The 16265-nt window shown below is 62.4% G+C and carries 14 protein-coding genes and 1 tRNA gene; 9 read left to right on the top strand and 6 right to left on the bottom strand.

The window, feature by feature from the left end:
- Positions 1 to 35: 35 nt before the first annotated feature.
- Complete coding sequence (murJ, locus tag LY254_RS07065) at positions 36 to 1658, top strand: murein biosynthesis integral membrane protein MurJ (protein WP_247476334.1); 1623 nt, start codon at positions 36 to 38, stop codon at positions 1656 to 1658.
- Here murJ and LY254_RS07060 read toward each other — a convergent pair.
- The 3 genes from LY254_RS07060 to LY254_RS07050 are packed head-to-tail and all read right to left on the bottom strand — an operon-like array spanning position 1655 to position 2485.
- A complete protein-coding gene (locus LY254_RS07060) occupies positions 1655 to 1909 on the bottom strand; it encodes a hypothetical protein (protein WP_010314477.1) in 255 nt (84 codons plus the stop codon). The two genes, murJ and LY254_RS07060, sit on opposite strands and share 4 nt — an antisense overlap.
- A gap of 25 nt (positions 1910 to 1934) precedes the next feature.
- On the bottom strand, positions 1935 to 2222 hold the full coding sequence (locus LY254_RS07055; RefSeq protein ID WP_247476333.1) for a DUF3181 family protein: 288 nt from the start codon (positions 2220 to 2222) through the stop codon (positions 1935 to 1937).
- 23 nt (positions 2223 to 2245) lie between these two features.
- Positions 2246 to 2485 carry a hypothetical protein gene (locus LY254_RS07050; RefSeq protein ID WP_247476332.1) on the bottom strand — a complete coding sequence of 80 codons (240 nt, stop codon included), beginning with the start codon at positions 2483 to 2485 and terminating at the stop codon, positions 2246 to 2248.
- A gap of 83 nt (positions 2486 to 2568) precedes the next feature.
- Between LY254_RS07050 and LY254_RS07045 the strand changes: the two genes are divergently transcribed.
- From LY254_RS07045 to LY254_RS07015, 7 genes are all read left to right on the top strand, one after another.
- Positions 2569 to 2642 (top strand) — tRNA-Arg (locus LY254_RS07045).
- 107 nt (positions 2643 to 2749) lie between these two features.
- A complete protein-coding gene (gene glyA, locus LY254_RS07040) occupies positions 2750 to 4039 on the top strand; it encodes a serine hydroxymethyltransferase (protein WP_247476331.1) in 1290 nt (429 codons plus the stop codon).
- Between the two features lie 116 nt (positions 4040 to 4155).
- Positions 4156 to 5253 carry a glycosyltransferase family 4 protein gene (locus LY254_RS07035; RefSeq protein WP_247476329.1) on the top strand — a complete coding sequence of 366 codons (1098 nt, stop codon included), beginning with the start codon at positions 4156 to 4158 and terminating at the stop codon, positions 5251 to 5253.
- The gene (locus LY254_RS07030) at positions 5243 to 6484 is read left to right on the top strand and encodes a competence/damage-inducible protein A (RefSeq protein ID WP_247476327.1); all 1242 of its coding nucleotides are present in this window, start codon (positions 5243 to 5245) and stop codon (positions 6482 to 6484) included. The genes LY254_RS07035 and LY254_RS07030 overlap by 11 nt, the downstream gene beginning before the upstream one ends.
- Positions 6485 to 6516: 32 nt before the next feature.
- Entirely contained in the window at positions 6517 to 7926 is a 1410-nt protein-coding gene (gene leuC, locus LY254_RS07025) for a 3-isopropylmalate dehydratase large subunit (RefSeq protein ID WP_247476326.1), read from the top strand.
- A 25-nt stretch (positions 7927 to 7951) separates the two neighbouring features.
- Entirely contained in the window at positions 7952 to 8575 is a 624-nt protein-coding gene (gene leuD, locus LY254_RS07020) for a 3-isopropylmalate dehydratase small subunit (protein WP_247476324.1), read from the top strand.
- A gap of 54 nt (positions 8576 to 8629) precedes the next feature.
- Entirely contained in the window at positions 8630 to 9133 is a 504-nt protein-coding gene (locus LY254_RS07015; protein ID WP_247476322.1) for a pentapeptide repeat-containing protein, read from the top strand.
- Here the strand turns inward: LY254_RS07015 and LY254_RS07010 are convergent.
- Positions 9127 to 12765, bottom strand: a complete 3639-nt coding sequence (locus LY254_RS07010) for a DUF3769 domain-containing protein (protein WP_247476321.1) — start codon at positions 12763 to 12765, stop codon at positions 9127 to 9129. The genes LY254_RS07015 and LY254_RS07010 overlap by 7 nt on opposite strands.
- 96 nt (positions 12766 to 12861) lie before the next feature.
- Positions 12862 to 12981, bottom strand: coding sequence for a photosystem II reaction center protein I (locus tag LY254_RS07005; protein ID WP_010312075.1), 120 nt, complete (start codon positions 12979 to 12981; stop codon positions 12862 to 12864).
- Between the two features lie 100 nt (positions 12982 to 13081).
- On the opposite strand from LY254_RS07005, the gene LY254_RS07000 reads away from it, so the two are divergent.
- Positions 13082 to 16060: an alpha-mannosidase gene (locus LY254_RS07000; RefSeq protein ID WP_247476319.1), complete on the top strand. Its 2979-nt coding sequence runs from the start codon at positions 13082 to 13084 to the stop codon at positions 16058 to 16060.
- Here the strand turns inward: LY254_RS07000 and psbN are convergent.
- Entirely contained in the window at positions 16057 to 16197 is a 141-nt protein-coding gene (psbN, locus tag LY254_RS06995; protein WP_247476317.1) for a photosystem II reaction center protein PsbN, read from the bottom strand. The genes LY254_RS07000 and psbN overlap by 4 nt on opposite strands.
- Between the last annotated feature and the right edge of the window lie 68 nt (positions 16198 to 16265).

Raw genomic sequence — 16265 nt, 5'->3', positions numbered from 1 at the left:
AAGAATCGCCCGAGTTTGGTCCCTGCGGCGCCTCGATGAGCCAATCCAACCGCTCACTGCGGCGAATCGCCCTCATCGTGGCGGTCGCAACGGCCCTCAGCAAATTGGCTGGCCTGGTGCGCCAGCAGGCCATCGCCGCTGCCTTTGGCGTGGGGGCGGCCTACGACGCCTACAACTACGCCTATGTGCTCCCGGGCTTTCTGTTGATCCTGCTCGGAGGGATTAACGGCCCGTTCCACAGCGCCATGGTCAGCGCCCTGGCCCGTCGTCCCCGCGAGGAGGGGGCCCATGTCCTCGCCGCCATCAACACCCTGGTCGGTGCGGCGCTGATTGGCGTCACCCTGCTGTTGTTTGTGGCTGCTGATCCGCTCATCGACCTGGTGGGTCCGGGGCTCGATGCCGAGCGCCATGCGATCGCGGTGCTGGAGCTGCGCTGGATGGCGCCGATGGCGCTGTTCGCCGGCTTGATTGGGCTGGGTTTTGGGGCCCTGAACGCGGCCGATGAGTTCTGGCTGCCCTCGGTCAGTCCCCTGCTCTCCAGCGTGGCGGTGATCGCCGGCCTGGGGATTCTGTGGTTGCACCTGGGTTCCGACATTGCTCTTCCCCAGTACGCCTTCCTGGGCGGTGCGGTCTTGGCGGGAACGACCCTGCTGGGGGCCATCTTTCAGTGGTTGATTCAGCTGCCGGCCCTGGCGAAGCAGGGGCTGCACAAATTCCAGCTGGTCTGGGATTGGAAGCACCCTGGCGTTCAGGAGGTGCTTCAGGTCATGGGTCCGGCCACCCTCTCGTCGGGGATGTTGCAGATCAACGTCTTCACCGATCTCTTCTTTGCCTCAGGGATCGTCGGTGCGGCGGCGGGTTTGGGCTACGCCAACCTTCTGGTGCAGACCCCTTTGGGTCTGCTCTCCAATGCGCTGCTGGTGCCGCTTCTACCGGTCTTTGCACGGCTCACAGCCCCTGGGGATCGCCCGGAGCTGATTGCTCGGATTCGCCAGGGCTTGATGCTCTCCAATGCCTCGATGCTGCCGCTGGGGGCGCTGATGGTGGCTTTGGCGGGTCCGATCGTCGCTTTGGTCTACGAGCGCGGCGCCTTTAACGCTGGAGCGGCTGCCCTGGTGGGCAGTTTGCTGATGGCCTACGGCGTCGGGATGCCGGCCTACCTGGGGCGGGACGTACTGGTGCGCGTCTTTTATGCCCTCGGAGACGGCACGACCCCGTTTCGCTTCTCGATGGCGGGGATCGCGCTGAATGCCCTGTTCGACTGGGTCCTGGTGGGTGGACCGACGCCCTGGGGGCTGCAGCTGCCCGCGCTGAACTTCGGGGCGCCTGGGCTGGTGCTCGCCACGGTTGGCGTGAATCTGATCACTTGTTTTGGTTTGCTGTTGGCCCTGCAGCGCCGCGTTCCAGGGATGCCGCTCGCCAACTGGGCACGGGACAGCGTGCTCTTGCTGGCGGCCGCTCTGGTGGCTGGTTGGATCGCTTGGGGGACAGCCCAGGCGATTGCCTGGCCCCAGGATCTGCTCGGCTTAGTGCTGCAGTGCTGCTTCAGCGGTGGCCTGGGCCTTTTGGTTTATGGCTTGATTGCAGGCGGAGCGAAGGTGCCTGAGGCCCTAGAGATCGGCCGTCAGTTGCGGGCGCGTCTGCCCGGCCGGGGTTAGAGCTCGACGACCCGCTCCTCGCGGACTTGGATCGGCAGCTCCAGGTGGCTTTTGCCCACCATCGCTGGACCATCGACGGAGTAGATCCGGGCTTCGATGCCGAAGTCGCGAAAGGCCGTTTCCATTTCTTGGATCAAGGCTTTCTCGACCTGAGCCTCCGCATCGACGACTTTGCCGATCAAACGGCTGCCCAGACGACCGATGCGCTGACGCACCACCTCGCGAGCGTTGGTGACCTCGATGACCAGCACTGGGCCCTGGCAGGTGGGAGCAACCCTAACTGTGGTTCTCCAGCAGATCCTCCAGGTCCTGCAGTTGTCCGGCCGGGACCAGGCGGGCAAGGGGAAGCTTGCTGCTCCCGCCACCAATCGGAACTTGCACGGCTTCGAGGGACTGCCGTGCGCAGACACCGGCGCCTTGATCGAGCCTGGCGGCGCATTCAATTGCCAGGGTTTCGGCGAGGCCAGCGTCTCCGAGGTAGAGGTGCCAACCTCCGATTTGGATGTAGATGCGATCGGCAATCGCGAGTTGCAGGTCGCGGATCTCGCCAGGGGAGAGGGCCATTCCAGCCGAGCTCAGAGCTGCGCTCAGGATGACGCCTTCGGACGTTGCGCGGCCACGCTGATCAGGTGGGCCATCAACAGCACGGCCCAGGCGCTGGTGAGCCAATTGAGGTGGCTCCAGGGATGCCGCATTTCCTGGACAAACCAGAGGCCGCTGTTCAGGGCTGCAAAGACCATGCCGTGCAGCACCAGATTCACGATCCGGTTGAAGTGCCGGTAGGTGGGGTCCTCAGGGTTGGCAGGGCCATACCAACGGATCGGCATGTCTGGGCGGCTCCTCGTTGACTCCAGTCTGGTCGGTTGACGTGTGGGCCCTCGATGTGGGCAGAATGTCCTGGCAAGCGCAGGCGCTTGTAGCTCAGCGGATTAGAGCATCTGACTACGGATCAGAGGGTCGGGAGTTCGAATCTCTCCAGGCGCGCCTTCAAAGAGTCGTCCTTCGGGGCGACTTTTTTATTGGCGAGGCACCGGCCAGCGAGCAGTGCTGCGGTTTCTTACGATTCAGGTCAACCTGAGCCCTGATTTGTCATGGCGGAGTCCACCGCAGCAGCCACCAATCGCCCCTTGGCTGCCAGCGATCCCGCCATCGCTGCCCTGATTGGCAAGGAGCTGCAGCGACAGCAGACCCACCTGGAGCTGATCGCCTCGGAGAACTTCGCCTCCCAGGCTGTGATGGAAGCCCAGGGCTCCGTTCTCACGAATAAGTACGCCGAAGGTCTGCCCTCGAAGCGCTACTACGGCGGTTGCGAGCACGTCGATGCGATCGAAGAGCTGGCGATTGAGCGGGCCAAGGAGCTCTTTGGGGCGGCCTGGGCGAATGTCCAGCCCCACAGCGGCGCTCAGGCCAACTTCGCGGTGTTCCTGGCGCTGTTGAAGCCCGGCGACACGATCATGGGGATGGACCTGAGCCATGGCGGTCACCTGACCCACGGTTCACCGGTCAACGTCAGTGGCAAGTGGTTCAACGTCGTCCAGTACGGCGTCGATGAGACCACCCAGCAGCTCAACTTCGAGTCCATTCGCAAGCTGGCGCTCGAGCACAAGCCCAAGCTGATCGTCTGCGGCTACTCCGCCTATCCCCGCACGATCGACTTCCAGGCCTTCCGAGCCATCGCCGATGAGGTCGGCGCGTACCTGCTGGCGGATATGGCCCATATCGCTGGTTTGGTGGCTGCGGGTGTTCACCCCAACCCGGTGCCCGTCTGTGATGTGGTCACCACCACCACCCACAAGACCCTGCGTGGTCCCCGCGGCGGCCTGATCCTTTGCCGTGATGCGGAGTTCGCCAAGCAGTTCGATAAAGCCGTCTTCCCCGGCAGCCAGGGCGGTCCCCTGGAACACGTGATCGCGGCCAAGGCAGTGGCCTTTGGTGAGGCCCTGCAGCCCAGCTTCAAGGCCTACGCCAAGCAGGTGGTTGCCAACGCTCAAGCCCTGGCCGCTCGCATCAAAGAGCGCGGTATTGACGTGGTGAGTGCGGGCACCGATAACCACATCGTGCTGTTGGATCTGCGGGGCATCGGCATGACCGGCAAGGTCGCCGACCTCCTCGTGAGCGATGTGCACATCACGGCGAACAAGAACACGGTTCCCTTTGATCCCCAGTCCCCCTTTGTGACGAGCGGTCTGCGGCTGGGTACCGCCGCTTGCACCACCCGCGGATTCGATGAAGAGGCCTTCCGTGAGGTGGCCGATGTGATTGCCGATCGCCTGCTCAACCCGGAGGACGCAGCGATTGAGGAGCGTTGCCGCCAGCGCGTCGCTGCGCTGTGTGAGCGTTTCCCCCTCTACGCCCACCAGCGCGAGCTGCAGCCCGCTTGAGCGACTGGCCCCTCAGGGGGGTCTTGCCTATCGCCGAACTCCCAGGCCCTGCTTAAGCTTTGGCTGGCAGGGCCTTTTGTATGGGGCACTGCGCACTGCATTGAGCACCGCCTTCGATGATTTCCAGCCGGCCGGATCTTGCCGCTGTTCTGGCCTTCGGAAGCGCTGCACTGCTGACCGCTTTGATCGTCCCTCTGGTGCGGCAACTCGGGCTGCGCTGGGGCCTGATTGACCAACCTGACCCCAGAAAGCAGCACACCACGCCGATGGTGCGCCTGGGGGGTATTGGCATCGTTTCCGGCTTTGTGCTCGGGCTGCTCTTGATCTGGCGTCTAGGCGGCTTTGTGGAGCTGCCGCCTCAGCGGGATGCCCTGATTTGGACCACCCTGGCCGGCTCCCTTTGCTACTTCGTCATTGGCCTGGCCGATGACCTGTTTGCCTTGCCACCGTTGCCCCGCCTCGGAGGGCAGGTCGCGGTGGCGATGGCCGTCTGGAGCCAAGGCGTCCGTATTGGTGCCATCGATCTGCCCTTCGCTGGCAGCGCAGGGGTCATTCCTCTGTCTGAACCGCTGAGCCTGCTGTTCACCGTGATCTGGCTCGTGGGGATCACCAACGCCATCAATTGGCTTGATGGGTTGGACGGCTTGGCCGCCGGTGTCAGCGGCATTGCAGCGGTTGCCTTGCTTTCGGTGAGCTACAGCCTCTCGCAGCCGGCCCCTGGTCTGCTGGCCGCGGCATTGGCTGGCAGTTGCCTGGGCTTTCTGCGCCACAACTTCAATCCAGCCAAGATTTTTATGGGCGATGGCGGCTCCTATTTCTTGGGCTTTGCCTTGGCCGCCATCAGCATCATTGGCCCGGCAAAGGGTTTGACCAGCGTCAGCCTGCTGTTCCCCTTATTGATCCTGGCCCTGCCGCTGGCGGACATGTCCGCCGTGATCATGGGCCGGGTGAGCGAGGGGCACTCCCCCTTCTATCCCGATCGCCGCCACCTGCATCACCGCTTGCTCAGGGCGGGCTTCAGCCATCGCCGCACGGTGCTGTTGATCTACGCCTTCACCCAGTGGCTTGCTGCTTTGGCTTTGGTCTTTGCCGGGGCGGAACTGCGTTTCCTTTGGTTGACCTTGGCCACCGCGGTCTTGATTGCCGCGGTGACGATCTGCCGCCGCAGCTTGAGCCGCGAGCGGGCCCAGCAGGACCAGGGCGTTGACGGCTGAGGTCCTATGCGTCGGCAGTGAATTGCTGCTGGGCAACATCACCAACGGCAATGCCCGCTGGATTGCGGAGCAATTGGCGGCCCTTGGGGTGCCCCACCAACGTCAGATGGTGGTGGGGGATAACCGAGAGCGCTTAATGGCTGAGGTCCGCCAGGCGGCTGGGCGCTGCCGCGTCTTGATCACCACCGGGGGACTGGGTCCCACCCCAGACGACCTCACAACGGAGGCCATCGCCGCTGCGTTTGAGACCCCCTTGGTGGAGCACCCCGAGATCTGGGCCGAGATCCAGGCGCGCCTGTCTGCTCGCGGCCGAATCTGCTCCCCGAGCAACCGCCGCCAGGCCTTTTTGCCTGAGGGTGCTGCCGTGCTGCCGAACCCCACCGGCACGGCTCCGGGAATGGTCTGGAGCCCAGTTCCAGGCTTCACGGTCCTGACCTTCCCGGGGGTTCCCAGTGAGATGAAGGCGATGTGGCAGCAGACCGCGGCTCCCTGGCTGCGTCAGTCCGGCTTGGCCGCGGGGGTCTTCGCTAGCCGGATGCTGCGGTTCTGGGGGGTCTCGGAATCAGCCTTGGCGGAGGAGATGGCGGATCTGCTTGAGCAGGCCAACCCGACCGTGGCCCCCTATGCCGGTGCCGGGGAGGTCAAGTTGCGCATCACGGCCAGGGCCGAGCATCAGGCGGATGCTGAAGCTCTGCTCCTGCCCGTGGAGCGCGAGATCCGCCGCCGCACCGAGCAGAGCTGTTTTGGTGTGGATGAGCAGAGCCTGGCTGAGGTTGTTCTGCAGCAGCTGCGGCAGCGGGGGCAGACCGTTGCCGTTGCGGAGAGTTGCACCGGAGGCGGATTGGGCGCGGCCTTGGCCGCTGTCCCCGGGGCCTCTGATGTGTTCCTGGGCGGGGTGATCGCCTACGCCAATGGCGTGAAGCAGGCTCTATTGGGCGTTCCGGCGGAGCTGTTGCAGGCCCACGGTGCCGTGAGTGATCCGGTCGCGCAGGCGATGGCGGAAGGAGCGCGGCGCGCAACGGGTGCTGATTGGGGGCTGGCGATTACCGGTGTGGCAGGACCCGGTGGTGGCAGCGACGAGAAACCCGTGGGCTTGGTGCATCTGGCGATCGCCGGTCCGGATGGCTGCAGCAGCGAGGGGGTGCGCTTTGGTACGAGTCGCGGGCGGACCTGGATTCAGACCCTCAGCGCCGGTGAGGCCCTCAACCGATTGAGGCTGCAGTTGGCCTGAGTAGGCTCGTCGATTCCGCTGCAGGCATCGGCGTGAGCTCCGGCACCCTCTACGACAAGGTTTGGGATCTGCATCAGGTCTCCCAGCTGCCGGGTGGGGCCACCCAGCTGTTTATCGGCCTGCATCTGATCCACGAGGTCACCAGTCCCCAGGCTTTTGCCGGCTTGAAGGATTTGGGGCTGGCGGTGCGGCATCCCGAGCGCACGGTCGCCACGGTCGATCACATCGTTCCGACCACCTCCCAGGCGCGCCCCTTCGCCGATCCCCTGGCGGAGGAAATGTTGGCGACGCTCGAGGCCAACTGCGCCGAGCACGGCATCACCCTGCACGGCATCGGCAGCGGTCGCCAGGGGATCGTGCACGTGATTGCCCCCGAGCTGGGTTTGACCCAGCCGGGCATGACAGTGGCCTGCGGTGACTCCCACACCTCGACCCACGGGGCCTTCGGCGCGATTGCGTTTGGCATTGGCACCAGTCAGGTGCGTGATGTGCTGGCGAGCCAGAGCCTGGCGATGGGCAAGCTCAAGGTCCGCCGAATCTGGGTGGACGGTCAGCTCCAGCGGGGGGTCTACGCAAAGGACCTGGTGTTGCACGTCATCCGCACCCTGGGGGTGAAGGGTGGCGTTGGTTATGCCTACGAATTCGCCGGTCCGGCGATTGAGGCCCTCTCGATGGAGGAGCGCATGACCCTCTGCAACATGGCGATTGAGGGCGGTGCCCGTTGCGGTTACGTCAATCCCGATCAGGTCACCTTTGACTATTTGCAGGGCCGTCCCTTTGCTCCGAGCGGTGAGGCCTGGGCTGAGGCGGTGCGCTGGTGGAGTGGCTTGGCCAGCGGCAGTGACGCGGTCTTTGACGATGAAGTGCGCTTCGATGCGGCCTCCATCGCGCCCACGGTCACCTGGGGCATCACCCCGGGCCAAGGGATCGGCGTTGACGAAGCCGTGCCCACCCTGGAGCAGACCGAGCCCGATGAGCGGCCCCTGGCGGAAGAGGCCTACCGCTATATGGATCTGCAGCCCGGTGCCCCGATCGCCGGTCTGCCGGTCGATGTTTGCTTCATCGGCAGCTGTACCAATGGCCGCTTGAGCGATCTTCAGGCCGCGGCAGCGGTGGCGAAGGGACGCCACGTTGCAGACGGGATCAAGGCCTTTGTGGTCCCCGGCAGCGAGCAGGTGGCGGCCGCCGCCGAGGCTGAAGGTCTCGACAAGGTCTTTGAAGCGGCGGGCTTTGAGTGGCGTGAGCCGGGCTGCTCGATGTGTCTGGCCATGAACCCTGATCGTTTGGAAGGTCGCCAGATCAGTGCCAGCTCCAGCAACCGCAACTTCAAGGGACGTCAGGGCTCTGCCAGTGGCCGCACCCTGCTGATGAGCCCAGCGATGGTGGCCGCGGCAGCGATTCATGGCCGCGTCAGTGATGTGCGCGCGTTGCTCAACGCCTGATTGCTCGCGTTTTTCTTCTCAACCGATGGCTAGCTCGACTTCTTTCCCCTCCGGTTCAATTGGCCGTGTCTCTGGCACCAGCGTTGTGGTGCGCGGCGATGACATCGACACCGACCGGATCATTCCGGCCCGTTTCCTCAAGTGCGTCACCTTTGATGCCCTCGGGCCCGCGGCCTTCGCGGATGACCGCGCTGAGTTGGCCGGTGCCCATCCCTTTGATCGCCCGGAGCATCAAGAGGCCTCCGTGCTGCTGGTGAACCGCAATTTCGGCTGTGGCTCCAGTCGCGAGCATGCCCCGCAGGCCCTGATGCGCTGGGGTATCCGGGCCGTGGTCGGCGAGAGCTTCGCCGAGATCTTCTACGGGAACTGCCTGGCTCTGGGGATCCCCTGTCTCTCAGCCGACCACGACACCATGCTGGCCATTCAGTCCGTCGCTGAAGCCGATGCAACGGCCGCTTTCGTGGTGGATGTGGAGTCCTTGACGCTCTCGTGCGGCGACCAGCAGTGGGCGTTGACCTTGGCGGCGGGTCCCAAGCAGATGCTGCTGAGCGGCCAGTGGGATGCCACGGGCCAGTTGCTGGCCAATGACGAGGCACTCAAGGCCACGGCCCAGCGCCTTCCCTATCTGTGTCAGTTCCAAGCCGCCTGATCTGTGGCGGACAGTTGCTCCACTGTCTATGAATGAGATAGCGGCGTAGGGGGCATGGCGAGCGGCTGGCTTGGGGGCGGATCGACAGCCCTGGTGCTCGCTTTGATCGGCTGCCCTGGCGCCGGGCGATCTGCTCCTCTGACTGTGGAGCCGTTTACGGAGGCGCCGGTGCTGGTTGCTCCGGCTTGGTCTGACTGCCGAGGGTGTGATTTGCGCGGGGCGGACCTGAGTGGATTGATGCTGAACGGCATCGATCTGCGCGAAGCGGATCTGCGCGGGGCGGACCTAAGGGGCAGCAACTTGGAGGGAGCTGACCTCAGTGGCGCCAACTTGGAGGGTGCACGGCTGCAGGAGACCCGGCTGAGCAATGCGGATCTATCGAGAGCCAACTTGAGCAGCGCAGATTTGAGCGGAGCGGTGATGATTCAGGCCTTGACCCCTGGGCTGAGGCTCGATCAGGCCATCCTCGTCGGTGTTGATTTCACCGGCAGCCAGGTGATGGTTGGCGGTGAAGTTCTCGATGGCCCCAGCCCGTTGCCGGCGTTACCGCCTCAATAGAGGCCCTGGCGTTTCTTGGTGAAATCGGTCGGGGTGTAGGGCACAAACGGCAGGCCAGTGCCTTTGAAGTTGAAATCATTAAGTTTTACGCGTACGCCGCCGATCTGCTCGTAAGGGCTGTAGTAGATGGCGAATTCGTAGCCCCGACGCTGCCAGCGGAGCTCGGTGTAAGCGCCGGTGATATCACCGTAATAAGGAGAGCTGGCGTCGACATTGAGGCCAATGCCGCCGCTAAAGATCAACGGTCCAACTATTTGCTGCTGAAGACCAATTCCCAGAGTGGCGAGGTCTACATTTCGGTCAAAAGTGAAAGGGCTTTCGCCCTGCTGGAGGCTTCCACCACCAGTAATCGATAGCTGAGTGTAATCAAAAAAGTTTTTCTTTAGCCTGCCAAGAGTAAGGCTAGGGCCGCCGCTCAGGGTAATGGTGTTTTGCCTCGTGCCTGATCCGTAATAGTCAAGCCTTGCACTTGTTGTTGTGTTGAGGCTGAGTCCAGGTGTAATTGGTGTTGGCGTGTTGATGGTATTCGAGGGATTGTCTGGATTGGCTGCCTTGGCCGTCCAAATAGGAAGCGAGCTGTTGACAGCGCCAAAAAAGCTGCCTCGGGTTTTGTCAATCAAAGAGCTCTCATCGAAAGCGTTTGCTTGATAATTGCCAACAGAAAACCGCCAAAAGTAGTTATGATTAATTGACCACCAAGGTTTTAGAGAGCCTGACTTCTCAAGCGCTCCACCCAGCGCTGAGTAAACGTCTTGATATCCTAGGGACCCGTTGTAAGTCCGGTAGCGATAGGCTCCAAAGAGTCGACTGGTATACGTTCCTGCGGGAAATATGCCTAGTCTTGGTAAATAGAACGACCGTGAGAAATCTCCCCAGCTACGTGTGCCGTAGGCAAGGTTTTGAGGATTCAGAGTCGATAAGTCTAGCGTAAAGTCGCTTGTTGCAAAGCCGAATATGGAGCCCTTCAGTTTGACGAGTCCTCCAAAAAGGTCGCCAATTTGGGCTGGTTGCGATCCATTGGGGCCCCCGGCGGGAGTTCCTGGTAAGGGATAGCTGTTGACCTCTCCATTGAGTGCCCGAGCGACCATAAACTGAGGCTCAAGTTGTAGTTTTAGAGGTGAGCCTTCTTTCTTGAGTTCGATATCATTGAGCCTGTAGCCGATATAAAGGCCGCTCCGGTCAACTCCATCATCTGCGATGACCCATCGGCTATCGGTCTCTTTGTCTTTTTCAAGCGTAAGGTTCTTCCTGACTGGTATTGGGAGGCGGTTCTCAAGGATTAAGCGGCTGCGTTTGGCTGTGATCCTGGTTCGCTCACTACTTTCCTGAAACGCATTGACAGACTCGAGGTCGAGCCAGGACTGGGATGGTGTAAAGGGATCGTTGCTAAAAGCAGCTCGGTCGGCAGACCATCCTGATGGGGTGATCTTGATCGAAGCAGCTTGATATCTCCAGCGGTTCACCATTCCTTCGATCAGTCTTTGCTCTCCATAAAAACCAGAAAGCTGTATTGGTCTGGCGCCACTGAACTGTTCTTCTTCGGAGGACCTGCCAAGTTGCGGGATTCCCTGTCGTCTCTCGACTTTCAAGCTCCTTACGTAACTGACATCGCGAACACGCTGATTCGATGTAGCAGCAATTGCTTGATGCCGTTCAGCTTCTAGATCTGAGGCAGAGCGTTCAGAAGGAGGTTGTGGCGATGGCGGTTGGCTGGAGCCAGTTGCATCCTTTTGGCTGGAGGTTGCAACCGCATTGAGCTGATCGGATAAGGGTTGTTTTCTAGTCTTATTCCCATCTGGAGCGCCCAAGCAGCCCTTGGCAGGGGGCATCGAGGGTGCAATCTGTGCTGGCTTGTCCTGTCCATACCGGTAGCGAATGCCAAGAAGGTAGGCATTGCTGCCTTCGCTGACACCGCCATAGGTTCCGTAGGCTCCCGAGCGATGGTGAAGGCGACCGACAACAGACCACTGAGGCTTCACCAAAGCCTCGACCTCAAAGCCCAAGTAATTCAGGAATGTCTGGTAATTCTGACGGAAGGTTTGTTCGTACAGGCTATTGCTGGTGAACAAGCTGACTCCTTCAAAAAAACCCAAGCTCAGCCAGGGTTGGAGCCAGGCTCTGAGTCCGAGTGCCGCGGTGAACTCCCCAAAAGTTTGTGGAGGAAGAGGGGCAAATGGTTGGCTGTTGTTGAATTCACCCCCAGGCTGCCAGCTTGTCTTGTGCAGTAAGGCGTTGGAGTCAAATTCAAAGGCAAGCGGACCTGCATCGACTAGGCGTTTGTTGAAGTTCAAGCCCCAGATGTTTTCGGGCCGCCAGCGGCCATTAAATGTGAAAGAGTCGCCGAAGTTGGCATCAATTGCCTGTCCGAACCCCCAGGCCGTGACCGCTAACGGATAAGGGTGCCAGTTTGGCACTTTGGGTATCAGCGGTGAGCATGCCATTGATTCTGCCTCTGGCTGAATCTGGGCAGGCGCCGTAAGAACCTCGTCGATCTTTATGGATTCGACCGTCGTCCTTGCTGCTGCATAGCTAGCTGAAGTGTCGTTCGCAGGAGAGAAGGCTGTGGGGGTTTCTAGAAAATCTTCGGTTGGATGTTGTTCCAGGCCCCGTTCCACCTCATCTGTTGACTCTTGAAGGCTTTTGATGGATATCAGGCGACCATTGGGGTCGGTAATAACAGTTGATGGGCTTGAGGTCAGGAACAGCGTCGACTTGTAGTCGCTCTTCCTAAATGAAATGGGGTCCAAGCCGTCAGCTGATTCCTTCGCCAATTGGTAGTCGAAAGATTTATAATCACTTTCTTCGGTCAGCCAGATTTCACCTGGAGTATAGATCGGGTGTTGGTGGCTTTGAGTATTGGCTAGCGTTGCGTTGACTGTTTCAAGTGTGCAGCTTGCATTGTTGCCATTCAGGCATGCTTCAGTGGTGCTCTTCTGTTTGGAGTGCTTCGAGACTCCAGGGTTGAAGTCTCCCTGATGGAGAATGCTATTTGGGTTGGTATCGCATGTCAGAGAGATCTTTGACCAGTCGCAGGCTTGGTTGCTCGTCTTGAGACCCTTTTTAGGTGAGCTCTGATCAATGCGATCTGTTTTTGCATCTTTCCAGTAGCTAGGGAGGGGAATCGCTGTGGGTTGCTCGACTGGCCAGTAGCTCCGGTTATCAAGGGGAGCGCTGGGATCCTTCTCAAGATTTAGATCAAGGTCGCTGCTGTCGAAGTCGATGACGCCGTAGACCGCATCGGCATCGCCGCTGTTTTCGATCAGGCTGTAGCGCAGGCTGTTGGCCTGGAAGTACTGCTCACCGCGCTGGAAGCGAACACGACCGGTCAGCAGCAGGGTGCGGGTTGCGGTCTCGTATTCCAGCCGATCCGCCAGGACCCGGCCTCCTGCCAGGTCAATTTGAACGTCGCCTCGCGCGACGAAACGATTGATGCGTTGATCAAAGCCCTGCTCATTGGCGAGCAGCTTGATCACCACCGGTGGGGATTGGTCAGTGCTGGCCTTGGTGAGCGCTGAAACAGGGGTGACCGCTGCTGGCTCGGCTGCCAAAGCAGCACCACAAGGCGCCAGGCCGGTGACAGCAATCGAACATGCAGAAACCCCCTGGATCAGTCTCTTCCGGAGCTGAGTCACCAAGGAGTTGCGCAGGGCCGCGATCTTGCCACGGCCACAGGGTCAAAAAGGACAAGGCGGTGCCGGTTGTTCAGCCCACCTCAGCCAGCCTGGGGATCACTCCTCCAGGTCTTTGCGGCTCGGCGTCCGGCTGGGATCGCTGGCCAGAAAGCCGAAAACGAAGATCCCGATAAAGAAGAAAACGACCGAGTAAACCGAGATCTTGAGGGCAAGCATGGGTCTGTCCGGCGGGTGACAGGGAGTGACAAGCGCCAAATGGGCCCTGAACGAGCCGGCGGCAGCCGCATCATCCTATGGGTCGTGAACGCGTTGACCGATGTCAGAGGGGCCAGAGGGCGCTGTTCGCTCCTGGATTGAAACGTTTCAGGCACAAACCCGTTGGGACCTGCTGCCGCTCTGGAGCGTGCAGGCGCCAGATGGAGACAGCGTTTTGGCCCTGGATGACCCCTGGGGTGCATGCCACCGCCCCGACTGGCATCAACGTGGATTGCTGTGCTGGCCGCGCGGCGGGAGATGGATCAGCCTGCGCCTGCAGCTGGTCTGCCCTGAGTCCTGGCAAGTTGCTCAGCGCGGCGATCGGCGTGCCCGTCTGGCCCTCTGTTGGTGGGCCGATGCCGTGGAGCTCTGGGCGGATGGGGCCTTGGTGCACCAGGGCGACCTGTTCGACAGCGCCTGCCGCTGGGTCCTGCCGTCCCCTTGGTGGGAAGGCCAGCCATTGCAGCTGGAGCTGCGGCTGCGCTCCCCGCTGCATGACGACGGGGCCTTGATCCACAGCCGGCTCGAGCAGGAGCCGACGGATCCCGCTGACCCTTCTGGGGTGCTGGCGGCCGAAGCTCTGTCTCTGGGCGCCTCGCGTCTTGCTGGGGACGCCTTGGCTGCGTTGCAGCCAGAGCTCGAGGAGGGGGCCCTTCCCAACGTTTTGGCGCTGATGGCCCAGGCTCGCCCCCCGGGCGGTTTCCATCTCTTGGGCCACGCCCACTTGGATCTGGCCTGGCTCTGGCCGGTGGCGGATACCTGGCAGGCGGCGATTCGCACCTTCGATTCGGCCCTGACGTTGATGGAGCGTTTTCCGGAGCTCCACTTCGCCCACTCCACCCCGGCCCTCTACGCCTGGATGGAGCAGCACCGTCCGGCGCTCTTTGCCCGCCTGCAAGTGGCCGCGGCAGAGGGTCGTTTTGAGCCGGTCAATGGCCCCTGGGTGGAAACCGATTGCGTCTTGGTTGGGGTCCCCTCGCTGCTGCGGCAGTTCGAGGAGGGTCAGGCCTACAGCCGCAGCCGCTTCCCCCAGTGGACACACGAGCTCTGTTGGTTGCCCGACAGTTTTGGCTTCGCAGCTGGGCTTCCTGCCATCGCCCAGCTGAGCGGAGTGCGTTGGTTCTGCACCCACAAGTTGGCCTGGAACAGCAGCAACCCTTTCCCCCATCGCCTGTTTCGCTGGCGCAGCGCCGACGGCTCGGAGCTGTTGGCCCTGGCGACGGCTCCCATCGGTACGGGCGGCGATCCCCAGGGGATGGAGACCTACCGCCAGCAGTGGCAGGCGGCGACGGCTGTGGATCAGGCCCTATGGCTCCCGGGGGTTGGCGACCACGGCGGTGGCCCAACCGCGGAGATGCTGGAGCAGCTGGCCCTCTGGCAGCAGCAGCCCGTGGCCTGCCCCCAGCAGCACGGAACCCTGCGCAGTTATCTCGAGGGACTGGAGCCACTGGCGAGCCGATTGCCGGTCTGGCGAGACGAGCTCTATCTCGAACTGCATCGCGGCTGTGCAACCACCCGCCCGGATCAAAAGCGCCACAACCGAACCCTGGAGCGTCTGCTCCGGGAGCTCGATTGGGTGCAGGCCCTGCTGCACCTCCGAGGCAGCGAGCAGCCCGGTGCGGACTGGCGAACGCTGCTGTTTCAGCAGTTCCACGACATCCTTCCGGGCACCTCAATTCCTGAGGTGTTTGAGCAGGCGGAACCGCAGTGGCGCCAAGCGCGGCGCCTGGCCGCCCGTCAGCGCGACCACGGGCTGCAGGCCCTGCTCCCCGCGCGCGGCGGAGATGAACCTTGGTGGCTGGTACAACTCCAGCCCGAGCCTGCGGAGCGGGTCACCCTGCGCCTGCCCGCTGGCGCCTGGTGCATCGAGGGGGCCCAGGAGCAGCTCCCCAGCCAGGCGCGGTCAGCCGGTGGGACATGGGTTCAGCTCCCCTTGGATTCGACTGTTCAGGCGCTTCCCCTTGAGCGCGCGGATTGGCTGCCGCAGGCCGCGGCTGCAATCACAGCCCCGATTGTGTGCGAGGCGAGCACTGGGCACTGGTGCTTGGACAATGGCTTGGTGCGGGTCGAGATCGGGGCGGACGGCGTTCAGCAGCTCTGGGGAGCCGATGGTGTGCCCCAACTCTCAGGCCCTTTGCAATGGCGCCGTTGGAGTGATCAGGGCGAGTTTTGGGATGCCTGGGACATTGCGGCGGAATACCGCGAGCAGCCACTGCCCTTGACCTGGCAGGGAGCACCGGAACTGGTTGAGCAGGGACCGCTCTGTTGCCGCTTTGTCATGCGCGGCCGCTGCGGCCAAAGCACGCTTCGACTCGACATTCAGCTGCGGGCCGCCTCGCCGTATCTGGAGCTGGCTTTGACGGTCGATTGGCGCCAGCACCATGAGCTCTTGCGCCTGGAGTTGCCCTTGGCGCAGGTTGCTCAGCGCTATGCCGCGGACACCTCTGCGGGGGTGCTCGAGCGGCCGGCCCAGGCCCTGACGCCTAGGGAGCAGGCGCGCTGGGAAGTGACGGCCATCAGTTGGCTGGCCAGTCAGGCGAAGGCTGGAGCGGGTGGTCTGGCGGTGCTGCTGGATGGGCCCCAGGGCGTCTCCGCCACCCCCGATCAGCTGGGGGTCTCCTTGCTTAGAGCACCCACCTGGCCTGACCCCTCGGCCGATAACGGACATCAACGGCTTCGGCTCGCGTTGGTCCCTTGTGCAGCCGGGTGGGCGTCGGCCGGGGTGCCTCGTTTGGCGCAGCGTTTTCGAGAACCGCTATGGATTCGCCCGGCCCAAAAGGCGGCCCAGCAGGCAGAGGTCTCCGCTCCGATCGACTTGATGGAGGGCATCGGTCCAGCCAATCCCCAGATCCGCGTGCTCAGCTGCAGGCCCGGCTCAAGCCCAGGGCAGCTGGCGCTGAGGCTGCAGAACCTCAGCCCTCAGCGACAGAGCTGGACGCTGGACTCGCCACGGCGTTGGCGCCGGGGGAATGCTGAGACCTGGCAGAGCGGAGCTCTTGTGCTCAAGCCCTGGCAGGTCGTCGCATTAGAGCTGGTTTAGTCGTCGTGGTCGTCAAAGGGGTCGCTGAGCTGCTTCGACGGAGGACCAAAGGCGGTGTAGATCCCGAAGCCGGTGAGGCCCAGCAGCACAGCCAAGACGGCCAGTGCCACGGATATGGCTGGGGAGGTGGTTTCCATCACAACTCTCGACGGGGCCAGCCGCTCAGGCGGCCAGGCCCCTTACAGTAACGAGACCTACTCCTTGC

The organism is Synechococcus sp. NB0720_010 (assembly GCF_023078835.1).
GTDB lineage: Bacteria > Cyanobacteriota > Cyanobacteriia > PCC-6307 > Cyanobiaceae > Vulcanococcus.
Note: the sequence above shows the minus strand (reverse complement) of the source record. Positions and strands in the feature narration are given on the sequence as shown.

Coding starts and splice junctions, on each gene's coding strand:
- LY254_RS07015 (WP_247476322.1), top strand. CDS start 8,630: ATGGCGAGCGGCTGGCTTGGGGGCGGATCGACAGCCCTGGTGCTCGCT.
- LY254_RS07005 (WP_010312075.1), bottom strand. CDS start 12,981: ATGCTTGCCCTCAAGATCTCGGTTTACTCGGTCGTTTTCTTCTTTATC.
- psbN (WP_247476317.1), bottom strand. CDS start 16,197: ATGGAAACCACCTCCCCAGCCATATCCGTGGCACTGGCCGTCTTGGCT.
- leuD (WP_247476324.1), top strand. CDS start 7,952: ATGGCTAGCTCGACTTCTTTCCCCTCCGGTTCAATTGGCCGTGTCTCT.
- LY254_RS07035 (WP_247476329.1), top strand. CDS start 4,156: ATGATTTCCAGCCGGCCGGATCTTGCCGCTGTTCTGGCCTTCGGAAGC.
- LY254_RS07050 (WP_247476332.1), bottom strand. CDS start 2,485: ATGCCGATCCGTTGGTATGGCCCTGCCAACCCTGAGGACCCCACCTAC.
- LY254_RS07000 (WP_247476319.1), top strand. CDS start 13,082: ATGTCAGAGGGGCCAGAGGGCGCTGTTCGCTCCTGGATTGAAACGTTT.
- LY254_RS07055 (WP_247476333.1), bottom strand. CDS start 2,222: ATGGCCCTCTCCCCTGGCGAGATCCGCGACCTGCAACTCGCGATTGCC.
- murJ (WP_247476334.1), top strand. CDS start 36: ATGAGCCAATCCAACCGCTCACTGCGGCGAATCGCCCTCATCGTGGCG.
- glyA (WP_247476331.1), top strand. CDS start 2,750: ATGGCGGAGTCCACCGCAGCAGCCACCAATCGCCCCTTGGCTGCCAGC.